This is a genomic window from Phenylobacterium ferrooxidans, from assembly GCF_042714595.1.
GTDB classification, from domain to species: Bacteria; Pseudomonadota; Alphaproteobacteria; order Caulobacterales; family Caulobacteraceae; genus Phenylobacterium; species Phenylobacterium ferrooxidans.
Window position 1 is genome coordinate 19,120 of the sequence record NZ_JAOTJD010000050.1, and the last position, 14,282, is coordinate 33,401.

A 14,282-nucleotide genomic window follows, 5' to 3' on the forward strand; every position below is an offset into this window, starting at 1 on the left:
CTCTCATAGGCCGCCCTCGGGCGGGGATGTTTCGACCGCGATCGAATTGTTGTCGCGCGCGTCGAAGGCTAGGCTGGGCCTATGAAACTCGGTCCCGACATCGCCCGGATCGGCGCCCTGCTGGGGGATCCGGCGAGGGCCAACATGTTGACAGCACTGGTCGGCGGTCAGGCGCTGACGGCCGGAGAACTGGCCCGCGAGGCCGGTATCACGGCCTCGACGGCGAGTTCGCATCTGGGCAAGCTGACCGACGATGGCCTGTTGGTGAGGGTCAGACAGTCACGCAGTGTCTATTACGCCCTGGCCAGCGAGGAGGTGGCGGCCCTGCTGGAGACCCTGATGGGCCTGGCCACCCGGGCCGGCCACCTGCGCACGCGGCCCGGTCCCAAGGAGCCCGCCCTGCGCCGCGCCCGGGTCTGCTACGACCACCTGGCCGGCGAGCTGGCGGTGGCGATGCTGGACAATCTGCTGGCCCGTGGGGTGATCGAGGACCGGGGCGGCGCGCTCAGCCTGGGGCCTGACACCGGTTTCCTGCGCGCCTTCGGGGTCGAACCCGAAGGCCTCCCGCGCGGCCGCCGTCCGGTCTGCAAGGCCTGTCTCGACTGGAGCGAACGCCGCAGCCATCTGGCCGGCTCGCTAGGGGCGGCGATGTTGACCCGGATCTATGAGCTGGGTTGGGCGCGGCGCGGCAAGGGCACGCGGCTGGTGACCTTCAGCGCCCCCGGCCTGGCGGCCTTCGAGGCGGCGTTTGGGCCCGAGTCCGGGTCGGTCAGACCGGCGCGCCCGCCGTCGTCCGGGCCAGGACCCGCAATGTCAAACCTGGCTGAATGACCGTCCAGCCGTCACCGACGACGGGATGGTCGCCCTGGACAATGACCGTCTGGTAGGGCGCGAACCGGGACGTATCCAGGACTTCGCCCGGGGAGAGCATGACCATCCGAGCGCTCGCCTTGAGACGGAGCACGATGCAGCGGGACGCATTGATGTCGTTGTAGAACACCGCCGTGGGACCCGGCGAATCGCGTGCGATCAGCCGCGCGCCGCCGATCTCCAATCCCATCACCTCGCGGTCCGGCAAGATCGTCCGCACCCAGGCCTCATCGAAGGCCGATGAGAGGATGGCCAGGGCCGCGAACAGGCCAAGCCAGATCTTCTGGAGTTCCAGGCGGGTGAGGGTCAGGCCGGCGGCCATGAGGGAGGCCAGCACCGCCAGGGCGAACACCGGATAGGCGAAGTTATCCAGGGGCCACCGCGCGCGGTCAGGCCGGTAGAAGGCCGACATCGCCGTCGCGTCCCAGGGGAACAGCATCACGCCCCCCAGCAGGCAGGCGACAAGCCCGACAAGGCTGAGGGAGACGGCCACGGCGAGCCCGACCCGGGTCCGCCGACCGTCGAAGGCGGCCGGGCGAACCATCGCTGGCGCCGCCGTGAGCCAGAGGATCGGCACGAAGAACTCGAAATACCGGCCCCACAGCCGGTCGGTCTCGGTCGCCGCGACTGTGCTGATCTTCATCGCGAAGATGGTGACCATCGCCACAGTGGCCAGCAGACCGATCAGGGTGAACAGGAAAACCAGGTCCGCGGGACCGGGGCGGAAGGTCTCGCGGTCCTCCCGCCATCGGCGATGGATGTCGATCAGGCTCAGCAGGATGGGAGGACCGGCCAGCAGGCCGCAGGCGCAGACCATGCAGAACAGGGCCTTGGCGCCGCCCAGCGCCGCATGCGGGGTGATCGACGCCGAGAGGGCCTGGCTGTAGCCGGCGCCGACGAACAGCAGCGGGTTGTCGAGCGGCGACCCGGCGATGACCTGAATGAGGCTGCCCAGGGCGACCGTCGCGGCCACATAGACCGACACCCGCAGAAGCAGGGTCGCGATCTTCTCGCGGCGTGAGAGAAGGAAATCCATCACCGCCAGGGCGATGAACGAGGCCCCCATGGCCAGGCCATGGGGCTTGATCAGGATCAGGAGGGCGGTGAGCGCCCCCAGGACCAGGGCGTGGACCAGCGGGCGCGCGCGGTAGAGGCGCGCCGTGACGAAGATCATCACCCCCAGCAGGCCGACATACCAACCCTCGGGCAGGGCCGTGAACACGAAGCGATGGTAGGGGAACACCAGGATCAGCAGCAGGAGGTAGGGGCGAATCGACCCGGGAACCTCGGCGCGCACGGTCCGGTAGACCACCAGGAGGCCGGCGAAATAGGCCACGGCGCCCAGCACGCGCGCGGCTTCCAGGACGGAGGGCGTAAGCTCGCCCAGGCCCCGCAGGATCCAGAGGAACACCGTGTTGTCGACGCGCGGCACCTCGGGCGCATGACGTGCGATCATCTCGCCGATCAGGAGCGCCCGGATGAGATAGGCGCCCTCGTCTGTGGCGAACAAGGGAAGGTCGAGAACAAGCCGTTGGGAATAGAGGCCCAGCAGGGCCGCGGCGACGGCCCACCCAAGGGAAAGGGCGGCAACCTCCCAGAGGCGGCTGCCGCGCGCGAGCGACATCAAGGGCCCGGCCTCGCGCGTGCCAGCATCACGCCGCTCGGCTCCCGGGCCGGACTGCGCCGGCTGAGTCCCGTCCGTCGAGGGCGTCATGTCGAGGCGGTCCTTCAACGCGAAGCTAGGCGTTAGAAGGGGGAACACTCCGCCTGAGGGTGGGTTCCGGAGAGAGCTACCTTAACGAGAATTGTTGGGAATTGAGGGGGCGTCGCGCAGCCGCGGGTCGGAGGGGGACTTTGACTCTTGTTTTGGGGCTATGGAGGCCAACGACGTTGGTCCCCCTCCGGCTCGCCGCTGCGCGGCGACCCACCTCCCCCACATCGGCCTGCGGCCTGGGGGAGGATTTGAAGCCGCCGCGCCTCCATGGGCCTCGGCCAATCTCATAGGCGATAAGCCTGCCCCGAGGGGGAGCCTCTCTTCACCGCTTAGCCGGTCCACGCGACCGAATTTCCTGTGCCATCTCCCTCGCCAGGGAGGCGCCCCTAGAACTCTTCCCAGCCCTCGCTCTGGGCCTGGGGTTCGAGCTTGCGGGCGGTGGCGGCGCCGCTGGGGGCCGGGATGCGGCGGGCCGGGGCGGTGGGGGTGCGGGCGGTGGGGCGCTGGGCGGCGGGGCGCAGGGCGACGCCGGCGGCGCCGACGTCGAACTTGTTGATCAGGGTCATGAGGGTGTCGGCCTCGTTGCGCAGGGAGTGGCCGGCGGCGGTGGACTGCTCGACCATGGCGGCGTTCTGCTGGGTCATCTGGTCCATCTGGGTGACGGCGGTGTTGACCTGATGCAGGCCGGTGGCCTGTTCCTGGGCGCTGGCGGCGATCTCCGAGACCACGCCGTTGATCTGCGAGATCTGGACGGCGATGCGCTCCAGGGCCTCGCCGGTCTGGCCCACCAGGGATACACCCTCGTTGACCTGGGCGGTGGACGCGCTGATCAGCGCCTTGATCTCCTTGGCGGCTTCGGCGGAGCGCTGCGCCAGGGCGCGCACTTCTGAGGCCACGACCGCGAAGCCCTTGCCGGCGTCCCCGGCCCGGGCGGCTTCCACCCCGGCGTTCAGGGCCAGCAGGTTGGTCTGGAAGGCGATCTCGTCGATGACGCCGATGATCTGACTGATCTCCTGAGCCGAGGCCTCGATCTTGCCCATGGCCTCGACGGCCGAGCGCACCACCTGCGCCGAGTTGTCGGCGTCGGTGGTGGTCTTGGCCACCACGTCGCGGGCGTGGGCGGCGCCCTGGGCGGTGCGGGTGACAGTGGCGGTGATCTCCTCCAGAGCGGCGGCGGTCTCTTCCAGGCCGGCCGCCTGCTGCTCGGTGCGGCGCGACAGGTCGTCGGAGGCCTGGGAGATCTCGTTGGCGCCGTTGCGGATGCCGCCGCTGGAGCTGGCGATGCCGGCCATGGCGTCCTGAAGCTGGGCCACGGCGGTGTTGAAGTCGGTCTGCAGGCGCTGGTACTCGGCCGCCACGCTCTCGCTGAGGCGGGCTGTGAGGTCGCCGCGGGCCAGGCGTTGCAGCTCACGGCCCATGGCCTCGACCACGGCCTTCTGAGCCAGGCCCGAGGCCTCGAAGGCGGCCTCCATCTCCTTGAGCTTGCGGTCCAGCTCCTGCTGGAAGTTGGCGGCCTCGGCGGCCAGCTTTTCACGCTCGATGCTGCCGGCCTTGAAGACCAGCATGGCGGCGGCCATCTCGCCGATCTCGTCGGCGCGGCCCACGGCCGGAACCTCGACGCTGTTGTCGCCCCCCGACAGGCGGCGCATGGCGCTGGTCATGGCCTGGAGCGGGCGCGACACGCCGCCGATGACGATCTTGAAGCCGAAGGCCAGGATGCCGGCGGCGGCCAGGCTCAGCGCGCCCATCACCAGGTGGAAGAGGCCCGACGCGCGGGCCGCGGCGGCCCCGTCGGCGCGGGCGGCGGAGATCTGCAGGTCGACCAGGGCGCTGACCTTGTCGGTCACCGGCTCTATGGCGGGATACATCTCACCCCCGGTGAAGGCCTCCAGGCCGGCCTGGTCCTGGGCCGCCAGCAGGGTCTGGAGCTTGGTGACGGCGGCGTCGGCGTCGGTCATGGCCGAGGTGACGCCCTGGGCCAGGGTGGTCTCTTCCGGCGTCATCTTGGTCTTCGCGTAGGCGCTCCAGGACTTGTGGAGCTCGGCGGTGGCGGTGTTGACCTTGGCCTGGCCGTCTGCCCAGGGGAGCTGGCCGGTGCGCACCTTCCAGGCGGTGTCGACGATGCTGACGGCGTACATGTCGCTGACCGTCTTCAGCTGCTCCATGGGGACCACGCGATCGGCGACGATGGTCTTGATCTTGGCGTTGGCGAAATCCAGGGCGAACCAGCCGCAGAGGCCGATAACCACAAGGGCCGCGCCCAGGGCGCCGATGGAAAAGGTCAGCTTGGCCTTGATCGTCTTCAGCATTGGCGGCTCTTGCGGTTGCCGCCGGCTCGGCGGGCGTGGGGAAAACCCAGGAAAAACAGGGTAAACGTTACGTAAACCGCCTAAGCTTCGCCGCTGAAAAATCGGTTAATGCAGAACAATGTTCGCCGAGATCGCCTGCGGCGGATTGTCCGGGGGCGAGGAGGAAGCTGCGATGGCCACCCGGGCCGATCTCGCGCGCCTCGCTCTGGGACGGCGCCTACCAGGAGTCGATCCAGCGCAGCTTCTTTTCCGTGCGCACGGGGACCGGAGGCAGGGACTTCAGCCCCGACACAACCCAGCGCCGGGTGTCGGCCGGGTCGATGACGTCGTCGAGATCGGTCCCCGCCCCCCGCGCCAGAGCCTTGCCCGCCGCATAGGCCCGGGCCACCCGCTCGTCGAAACTCTTCTTGCGCTCCACCGGGTCGGCGATGGCCGCCAGTTCGTTGCGGTAGCCGAGCTTGACCGAACCCTCCAGCCCCATGCCGCCGAACTCGCCCGTCGGCCAGGCGACGCAGAACATGGCGGCCTGATAGCTGCCGCCGGTCATGGCGATGGCGCCCAGGCCGTAGCTCTTGCGCAGGATCACCGAGAAGATCGGCACGGTGAGGTTCGCCCCAATCACAAACAGCCGCGAGCAGTGGCGGATCAGGCCGGTCTTCTCCGCCTCGGGTCCCACCATGTTGCCGGGCGTGTCCGACAGCGACAGCAGGGGTATGTCGAAGGCCTCGCACAGCTGCATGAAGCGGGCGGCCTTGTCCGAGGCGTCGGCGTCGATGGCCCCGCCGATATGGTGCGGATTGTTGGCGAACACGCCGACCGGTCGTCCCTCGATACGGACAAGGGCGGTGATCATGGCCAGGCCGAATTTGGGCCGCAGCTCCAGGACCGAGCCCTCGTCGGCGATCAGCTCGATCACCTTGCGCACGTCATAGACCCGCAGCCGGTTCTCCGGGATCGACCGGCGCAGCAGCCGCTGGTCGGCGCAGGTCCAGTCCGCCACGGGACCCTGGAAATAGGAGATGTACTGCTTGGCCAGGCGCACGGCGTCGGCCTCATCTTCGGCCAGGACGTCGATGGTGCCATTGGCCTGCATGACCTTCAGCGGGCCGATCTCCTCAGGGCGGAAGACGCCCAGGCCGCCGCCCTCCACCATGGCCGGCCCGCCCATGCCCAGCGCCGAATCCTTGGTGGCGATGATCACGTCGCAGCAGCCGAGGATGGCGGCGTTGCCGGCGAAGCAGCGGCCGGAATTGATCCCCACCAGGGGCACGGCGCCCGATAGCCGGCCCCAGAACTCAAAGCCCCGGGTGAAGCCGCCGCCCTCGGTGTCGCCGGGCCGCCCGCCCCCGCCCTCGGTGAAGAATACGGTGGGCACCCGCCAGCGCAGGGCGATCTCGCTCATCCGGTCGAGCTTCTCGTGGTTGTGCGCGCCCTGGGTGCCGGCCAGCACCGTGTAGTCGTAGGCCATGACCGCGACCCGGGCCCGGTCCTCCGAAAACCGGTCGCCGTTCACCTGGCCCAGCCCCATGACCATGCCGTCGGCCGGGGTGGTGGCGATCAGTTCGTCGAGGGTGTTGCGCCGCCTGCGCGCCGCGATGGTCAGGGCGCCGTATTCCGTGAAGGTGCCGGGATCGCAGAGATCATCCACGTTTTCGCGGGTGGTCCGCTGTTTGGTCTTTCGCCGCCGCGCCACCGCCTCGGGCCGCGCGGCGTCCAGGGTCAGGCGATGGCGCTCCAGCACCTCGGCCAGGTCGGGGCGGATGACGTCGAGATCGATCACCTCCTCGGCCTCGCCGGCGCCGCCTTCCACCTCGACCTCCTCGAGGAAGGCCAGGGGATGGTCCTCGAAGACGGTGTCGCCCTGGCCCACGGTGATCTCGCGCACCACGCCGGAGAAGGCGGCGGAGACCACATGCTCCATCTTCATGGCCTCCATGATGAAGAGCGCCTGGCCCTCGCGGACCGTGTCGCCCACCGCGACGGTGAGCGCGATGACCGTGCCCTGCAGCGGCGCGCGCAGGGGCCTGGTCCCCTCCGGCCCCTCGGCCTCATCCTCTTCGGGATCGGCCGTGACCCGCTCGGCCTTGCCCAGCGCCAGGACCGCCAGGGGATCGACCGCGTCGATCTGCACCCCCGCGCGCTTGGCGACACCGCCGGCCGCGGGGGACTCAAAGTACAGCCTGGGGGCGTCGGCCGTGGCGGTCAGCTCGCCCATGGTCTCCTCGATGAAGCGGGTGTGGACCTCGCCCGCCGCCACCGCCGGATGGGCCAGCAGGCTTTGCAGGAAGCCGATATTGGTGGGGGCGCCCGCGATCTTGAATTCCGACAGCGCCCGGTGCGCCTTGGCCACGGCGACGGGCAGGCCGCCGGAGCCTGCGTGGACAATCAGCTTGGCCAGCAGGGAGTCGTAGCGGGCGCTGGTGCGGTAGCCGGCATAGCCGAAGCCGTCGACCCGGACACCCGGCCCCGACGGGGGCTCGAAGGCCGAGAGCAGGCCGCCGCCCGGCCGCGCGGAGCCGTCGGCGCCCATGGTCTCCAGGTTCACGCGGGCCTGCACCGCCACGCCGCGCGGCGCCGGGACCTCATCCTGAGTGAGGTTGAGGTCCGCCAGGGAGCTACCCCGCGCCACCTCGATCTGCAGGCGCACCAGGTCCAGGCCCAGCACCTCCTCGGTGACGGTATGCTCCACCTGCAGGCGCGGATTGGCCTCGATGAACACCAGGCGCCCGCCCGGCTCCACCAGGAACTCCACGGTGCCCAGGCTGCGATACCGGGCGGCCTGACCCAGGGCGACGGCGGCCTCGAACAGCCGCTCGCGGATCGCCATGGGCAGGGTCGAGGCCGGCGCGACCTCCACCACCTTCTGGCGCTGGCGCTGCAGGCTGCACTCGCGGTCCCACAGGTGGGAGATGCTGGTCCCGTCGCCGAGGATCTGCACCTCGATATGCCGGGCCCGGGGCAGGAACTGCTCGACATAGAGCGAGCCGTCGCCGAAGGCCGCCAGGGCCTCGGAGGCGCAGCGCTCGAAGGCCTGCTCCAGCTCGTCCGCCGACCGGGCCGGACGCATGCCCCGGCCACCGCCGCCGGAGACCGCCTTGACCATCACCGCTCCGCCGGGTCCCAGGCTCGCCAGGAAGGCCCTGGCCTGCGCCAGGGTCGTGGTCCCCTCCGTGCCCGGCAGGATCGGCACCTTGCATCGGGCGGCCAGCGCCCGGGCCTGCCCCTTGTCGCCGAACAGCTCCAGGGTTTCGGGGCTCGGCCCCACGAAGGTCACGCCCGCCTCGGCGCAGGCCCGGGCGAAGGCGGGATTCTCACTGAGGAAGCCGTAGCCCGGATGGACGGCGTCGGCGCCGACCTGCCTGGCGATCTGCAGGATCTGCGCGCCATCGAGATAGGCCGCGGGGCCCGAGCCCTTCAGACCCACCGCCTCGTCGGCCTTGCGGGTATGGAGGGATGAGGCGTCATCCTCGGCGAAGACCGCCACCGTGGCGATCCCCATCTCGGCGGCGGTGCGGGCGATACGCACGGCAATCTCGCCGCGGTTGGCGATCAGAAGCTTCTTCATGTCCCCTACCCTCTCGCGGCCGCCAGAGCGCGCCAGGGTTAAGTGGACCCCGGTTAACCCGTCCGGCGCGCTCTAACTTTATGTTTGAGAGCCTTTTTGAACGGATCAGATGATTCCATCTGATCCTAAAAGGCTCTCGGCCGTCTCATTGGTCTTGGTTTCAGCGCACCGGAGGCGACAACAGCCCTTCGAACAGCGGCCGCACATAGAGGTTCACCGCCTGGCCCGGCGTCACCGCCGCCGCCCAATGCCGCAGCTCGGCGGCCGCGTTGATCGCCGCGGTGATCACCTGGGCGCCGATATTGGTGTCGATGGGCCGAATGGAGCCGTCGGCGATCCCGTCGCTGATCAGCGAGGCGAAGCGGTCGGAGATGCGGTCGAACTTGGCCACCAGCTTGGGCTGGATGGACTCTGGCGCCGAGGTCAGGGCCGAGGTCCGCAGCAGGGGCGCATTGCCTGACATCTGGTACTCCACCAGGGCCGTGGCCACGGTGGCCAGGGTCTGGAGGCCATCGGTGGTGACGGCCTCGGCCTGGCGGATGGCCCGGCGCATCACCTCGATGGTGCGCTCGAAACAGGCCTCCACCAGTTCATCCTTGGTCTCGTTGTGGTGGTAGAAGGCGCCCTTGGTGACATTGAGCCGGGCCGAGATCTTCTCCACCGAGGCGCCGAGATAGCCCTCCTCGTTGATCAGCTCGGTGGCCGCCCGCAGGAAGAGCTCGCTGGAGATCTCTCCGCCCTCGGGCGGCTCAGGGATCAGGCCCGGCAGCGGCCTGGGATCCCAGACGGCGCCCGGCGCGGCCAGGCCGTCGGCGGTGATCGACAGCAGGCGCTGCGTGACCCGGCCATAGTCCTCGGGATCGTGCCGGTGCAGCCAGACCGGCGCCCAGAAGATCTCCGACAGCAGCATGTGGGCGCGCGCGTTCAGCTCCAGGCGGGTCAGGCTGGCGGTTTCCGGACCGTCCAGCAGGCCCCGCGCGCGGCGGAACATCGCCACATAGGCGTCGTTCACAGGAGGGGAGTTCAGAGCGCGCACGTCGTTGAAGGTCGTGAGCGGCTCGACCTCGGCCAGGGCCATGCGACGGTGATAGTCGAGATAGGCGTCGAAGAACCGGGTCAGGCGGTCCCGCACATCGGTCCCGGCCTCGCCAGCGACCAGGAACTGGCTGAACCCCTCCACGCCCTTCAGGAAGCAGGCGGCCGCCAGCTCTTCCTTGTTCTTGAAGTAGTAGATCACCCCGGTGGGCACGAGGTTCAGGCTGGCCGCCACCTCGCCCAGCGTCATGCCGCGCACGCCCTTGCGGTTCAGCACCTCGACGGCGGAGGCGACGATGGCGGTCTTGCGCTGTTCGAACCGGCGGGTCGGACCACGGGTCGTCTTCGCCGGCGGCTCAAGGATATCCGTCATGTCTCCACCCGCTACGCGCGGGCTGTCACCGCGTCTTCAAGTCCACCCTAGCCCGACCGATGGCCCCGGCGGAAGACGCCGGGGCCCTTGAGCGGTCAAACGCTTTTCAACGCCTCGGTATTGATCGGCAGGCTGCGGATCCGCTTGCCGGTCGCCGCGAAGATCGCGTTGCACAGGGCCGGCGGCGCGGGGGGCAGGGCCGGTTCGCCCAGGCCGGTCGGGGGGTTGTCGGTGATCAGGAAGTGCACCTCCACCGGCGGCGCGTCGGCGATCCGCATCAGCGGATAGTCGCCGAAGTTGCCCTGCACCGCCGCGCCGTTCTCGATGGTGATCAGCTGGCCGAGCGCCGCCGACAGGCCGTCGAGCACCGAGCCCTGCACCTGGTTGATCCCGCCCGCCGGATTGATGATCTGGCGGCCCACGTCGGCGGCCACCCACACCTTGTCCACCTTCACCGCGCCATCGGCCGCGACCGTGGCCTGCACCACCTCGGCGAAATAGCCCATGTGGCTGAAGTGGAAGGCGATGCCCATGCCCGTGCCCTTGGGCAGCTTGGTCTTGCCCCAGCCGGCCTTCTCGGCGGCCAGCTTGACCACGCCGCGCATGCGGTCGGCGGCGTAGCCGCTCTGGCCCGGCGTCCCCACCATGGCCCCGTCCCCCAGCAGCTTCAGGCGGAAGGCCACCGGGTCGGCGCCGGCCGCATGGGCCAGCTCGTCGATGAAGGACTGCATGACGAAGGACAGCGCATTGCTGCCCGGCGCCCGCAGGGGACCGGTCGGCACGCCGGTGGGGATCAGCGACAGGTCGTAGCGGAAGTTGGGCACGAAGCGGGCCGGGAACTCGTTCTGCGACATGCCGGCGCTGGAGGCGAACTTGCCGTCGTTCCCGAAGCTGACGAAGTGGTCGCGCCAGGCGGTGACTGCCCCGCTCGCATCGACGCCGCCCGACAGGAAGTGGTAGCCCCCCGGACGATAGAAGTCGTGCCGCAGGTCGTCCTCGCGGCTCCACACCAGCTTGACCGGCGCGCCGGCCTGCTTGGCGATCCAGGCCGCCTCGACCATGTAGTCATTGGCCAGCCGGCGACCGAAGCCGCCGCCGCAGCGGGTCATGTGCAGGCTGATGGCGGCGGGGTCCATGCCCAGGGTCTTGGCCACCAGCTGGCGGCCCGGCTCCGGGTTCTGGGTCGGCGCCCAGATCTCCAGCTTGCCGTCCTTGAAGGCGGCGGTGCAGTTCATCGGCTCCAGGGCGGCGTGGGCGATGAAGGGGTAGGAATAGGCCGCCTCCACCGTCTTGCTGGCCGCCTTCATCCCGGCCGCCACATCGCCGTCATTGCGCTCGGTGCGCAGGGGCGCGGCCTTGGAGAGCGCCAGCGCCTGGGCGTCGTAGTCGGCGGTGGACTGCTTGGAGGTGGGATGCTCAGCCCACTGGATGTTCAGCTTCTCGCGGGCCTTGTGGGCCTGCCACCAGCTGTCGGCCACCACCGCCACGCCGGGCAGCAGGCCGCTGAGCTCGGTTCCGCCCTCGACGATGAAGGCGTGACGCACACCCTTCACCGCCTTGGCGGCGGCCAGATCGGCGCTGGCCACCTTGGCGCCGAACACCGGCGCCTTGTCGAAGGTGGCGTAGAGCATGCCGGGAACCACCACATCGATCCCGAACAGCGGCTTGCCGGTCACCAGGCCGGCGCTGTCCACCTGCGGCATGAACCGGCCGAGGATCTTGTAGTCCTTGGCGTCCTTCAGCGGCACGGTCTTCAGGTCCGGAGCCGGCAGGGTCGCGGCCTTGGCGGCGAGCGAACCATAGGTCGCCTTCTTGCCAGAGGCCTTGTGATAGACGACGCCGAGGGCCGTGGTGCATTCGGCGGCCGGCACGTTCCAGGTCTGGGCGGCGGCGGCCACGATCATGGCCCGGCCCGCGGCGCCGACCCGGCGCAGTTCGTCCCAGTGCAGGGGGGTGGCCATGCTGCCGCCGGCGAACTGGCGGCCATAGGTGGCGGGGTCGCCGTCGGCCTGCTTGGTGGTGACCTGGGCCCAGTCGACGTCGAACTCCTCGGCGATGATCATCGGCAGGGAGGTCTTGATGCCCTGGCCGATCTCCGGGTTCTTGGAGACGATGGTGACCTTGTTGTCAGGCGTCAGGCTGACATAGGCGTTGAGCTTGGCCTCAGCGGCCGGCGCGGCGTCGGCCTTGCCGGCCACGCTGAAGGACAGCATCAGCCCGCCGGCCAGGGCGCCGGTCTTGAGCAGGTCGCGGCGCGAGGCGCCCTCGGTGAAACCGTCGGCCATCTTAAGCCTCCACCTTCTGGCCGGAGGCCTGTTTGATCGCCGCTCGGATGCGGATGTAGGTGGCGCAGCGGCAGATGTTGCCGCTCATCGCCGCGTCGATATCGGCGTCGGCCGGCTTGGGCGTGGCGTTCAGCAGGGCGGTGGCCGACATGATCTGGCCGGGCTGGCAGTAGCCGCACTGGGCGACGTCCAGCTCGGTCCAGGCGGCTTGGATCTTCTTGCCGTTGGCGGTGGCGCCGATCCCCTCGATCGTCACAACCTTGCCCGCGCCCACCGCCTCGATGGGCAGGGAGCAGGAGCGCACGGGCTGGCCGTCGACATGGACGGTGCAGGCGCCGCACTGGCCGACGCCGCAGCCGAACTTCGGCCCCAGGATCCCCAGCCCGTCGCGCAGCGCCCAGAGCAGGGGCGTGCCCTCCTCGACGTCCACGTTCTGGCTTTTGCCGTTGACGTTGATCTTGAAGACCATGGCGCCGTCCCTCCGAAATATCTTGTTGGGACAAGCCTAACCGCGACGCGACGCCTTAGCCAGTCAGGGGAATGATCCCCGTGAGGATTCCTGCGGTCAGCAGGACAAGGGACAGGGCCACGGCCCAGGCCAGGGTGAACCTCTGGTGCTGGGCCAGCTCCACCCGAACCAGGCCCACCAGCAGGTAGGTGGACGGCACCAGGGGCGAGAGCAGGTGCACGGCCTGGCCGGTGAGCGAGGCCCGCGCCATCTCCACCGGGCTGATCCCATAGGTCGCCGCGGCCTCCGTCAGGATCGGCAGGATGCCGAAATAGAAGGCGTCGTTGGAGATGAAGAAGGTGAAGGGCATGGACAGCAGGGCGGTGATCGGCGCCAGGTACGGCCCCAGCACCGGCGGGATAAGGCCAGTGACGCTGCCCGCCATCGCCTGCGTCATCCCGGTGCCGTTGAGGATGCCCGTGAAGATGCCCGCCGCGAAGATCAGGGCGATCACCGGCAGGATGTTGGGGGCATGGGCGGCGATCCGCGCCTTCTGGGCGGCGAGGGAGGGGTAGTTCACCACCAGGGCGATGGCCGTGGCGATCATGAACAGCACCGGCAGCGGCAGCACCCCCAGGATCAGGGCCGCCAGCAGGCCAAGCGTCAGGGCCAGGTTGACCAGGATCAGCTTCGGCCGCTCGGTGCGGTCGTTGTCGTCCACCAGGTCGCGGACCAGCGCCTCATCGTCGGGCGCGCGCAGCTGGCCGGTGGAGGACAGGGCGCCCAGCCGCTTCCTCTCGCTCCGGCCAAGGATCCAGGCGACGAGCAGAATGAAGGCCATCCCCGCCAGCATGCTGGGGATCATCGGAACGAAGATGTCGGCGGCGTCCAGCTGCAGGGCGCTTGCCGCCCGCGCGGTGGGCCCGCCCCAGGGGGTGATGTTGGTCACCCCGCAGGCCAGCATCAGCAGGCAAGCCAGGATCAGGGGATTGAGCCCCATGCGGCGGTACAGCGGCAGCATCGCCGCGCAGCAGATCAGGTAGGTGGTGGACCCGTCCCCATCCATGGAGACCACCAGGGCCAGCACCGCCGACCCCACGACGATCCGCACGGGGTCCCCGCCGACCGCGCGGACGATCGCGGCCACCAGGGGATCAAACAGCCCCGCATCGGTCATCAGACCGAAGTACAGGATGGCGAAGGCCAGCATCACGCCGGTGGGCGCCAGCGCCTTCACGCCGTCGAGCATCATCGGACCCAGGTCGGAGCCATGCCCCGCCAGCAGGCCGAAGACGACGGGGGTGAGGATCAAGGCCACCAGGGCCGAGACACGACCCGACATGATCAGGGTCATGAAGGTCGCCACCATGGCGAAGGCGAGCAGGGTCAACATGGGCGCCAACCTCGCCGAGAATCTGTCGGGGTGGAAGGCGTGCGTTTTCCTTCTCCCCTTGCGGGGTCGATAGGCCTCTCAGCCAGATCCACCGCGTCATCCCGGCCGTAGCGAAGCGAAGAGCCGGGACCCAGGAGCCCAGCCCCGTCACCTGGGTCCCGGATCGGCCTGGCGGCCGTCCGGGATGACGGCAATTATTCTGAGGTGGCGGGCCCCCTCATCCGACCGGTCTCCGACCGGCCACCGTCGAGAGCGAGCCGGGCTACTCAAGCCCGGCTATGCGGTTCGCC

8 protein-coding genes are annotated in these 14,282 nt (G+C 69.5%); 1 reads left to right on the forward strand and 7 read right to left on the reverse strand.

Features of this window, described 5'->3' with window-relative positions; translation table 11 throughout:
* Nucleotides 1-81 precede the first annotated feature (81 nt).
* Complete coding sequence (locus tag OCL97_RS20070) at nucleotides 82-831, forward strand: ArsR/SmtB family transcription factor (protein WP_377371503.1); 750 nt, start codon at nucleotides 82-84, stop codon at nucleotides 829-831.
* Here the strand turns inward: OCL97_RS20070 and OCL97_RS20075 are convergent.
* The 7 genes from OCL97_RS20075 to OCL97_RS20105 form a co-directional block, all read right to left on the reverse strand.
* Complete coding sequence (locus OCL97_RS20075; RefSeq protein WP_377371504.1) at nucleotides 770-2,494, reverse strand: hypothetical protein; 1,725 nt, start codon at nucleotides 2,492-2,494, stop codon at nucleotides 770-772. The genes OCL97_RS20070 and OCL97_RS20075 overlap by 62 nt on opposite strands.
* Nucleotides 2,495-2,970: 476 nt before the next feature.
* A complete protein-coding gene (locus tag OCL97_RS20080; protein WP_377371505.1) occupies nucleotides 2,971-4,893 on the reverse strand; it encodes a HAMP domain-containing methyl-accepting chemotaxis protein in 1,923 nt (640 codons plus the stop codon).
* Nucleotides 4,894-5,110: 217 nt separating this feature from the next.
* Nucleotides 5,111-8,458, reverse strand: coding sequence for a carboxyl transferase domain-containing protein (locus OCL97_RS20085; RefSeq protein ID WP_377371506.1), 3,348 nt, complete (start codon nucleotides 8,456-8,458; stop codon nucleotides 5,111-5,113).
* 160 nt (nucleotides 8,459-8,618) lie between these two features.
* Entirely contained in the window at nucleotides 8,619-9,866 is a 1,248-nt protein-coding gene (locus OCL97_RS20090; protein ID WP_377371507.1) for a TetR/AcrR family transcriptional regulator, read from the reverse strand.
* Nucleotides 9,867-9,961: 95 nt separating this feature from the next.
* On the reverse strand, nucleotides 9,962-12,151 hold the full coding sequence (locus OCL97_RS20095) for a xanthine dehydrogenase family protein molybdopterin-binding subunit (RefSeq protein ID WP_377371508.1): 2,190 nt from the start codon (nucleotides 12,149-12,151) through the stop codon (nucleotides 9,962-9,964).
* 1 nt (nucleotide 12,152) lies between these two features.
* Complete coding sequence (locus tag OCL97_RS20100) at nucleotides 12,153-12,620, reverse strand: (2Fe-2S)-binding protein (RefSeq protein WP_305762318.1); 468 nt, start codon at nucleotides 12,618-12,620, stop codon at nucleotides 12,153-12,155.
* Nucleotides 12,621-12,675: 55 nt separating this feature from the next.
* Nucleotides 12,676-13,992: a CitMHS family transporter gene (locus tag OCL97_RS20105; protein WP_377371510.1), complete on the reverse strand. Its 1,317-nt coding sequence runs from the start codon at nucleotides 13,990-13,992 to the stop codon at nucleotides 12,676-12,678.
* Nucleotides 13,993-14,282: the final 290 nt, after the last annotated feature.

What these genes read in the sequence shown, in the direction of transcription:
- OCL97_RS20090 (WP_377371507.1), bottom strand. Translation starts at nt 9,866, where the DNA reads ATGACGGATATCCTTGAGCCGCCGGCGAAGACGACCCGTGGTCCGACC.
- OCL97_RS20080 (WP_377371505.1), bottom strand. Translation starts at nt 4,893, where the DNA reads ATGCTGAAGACGATCAAGGCCAAGCTGACCTTTTCCATCGGCGCCCTG.
- OCL97_RS20095 (WP_377371508.1), bottom strand. Translation starts at nt 12,151, where the DNA reads ATGGCCGACGGTTTCACCGAGGGCGCCTCGCGCCGCGACCTGCTCAAG.
- OCL97_RS20100 (WP_305762318.1), bottom strand. Translation starts at nt 12,620, where the DNA reads ATGGTCTTCAAGATCAACGTCAACGGCAAAAGCCAGAACGTGGACGTC.
- OCL97_RS20075 (WP_377371504.1), bottom strand. Translation starts at nt 2,494, where the DNA reads ATGTCGCTCGCGCGCGGCAGCCGCCTCTGGGAGGTTGCCGCCCTTTCC.
- OCL97_RS20105 (WP_377371510.1), bottom strand. Translation starts at nt 13,992, where the DNA reads ATGTTGACCCTGCTCGCCTTCGCCATGGTGGCGACCTTCATGACCCTG.
- OCL97_RS20070 (WP_377371503.1), top strand. Translation starts at nt 82, where the DNA reads ATGAAACTCGGTCCCGACATCGCCCGGATCGGCGCCCTGCTGGGGGAT.
- OCL97_RS20085 (WP_377371506.1), bottom strand. Translation starts at nt 8,458, where the DNA reads ATGAAGAAGCTTCTGATCGCCAACCGCGGCGAGATTGCCGTGCGTATC.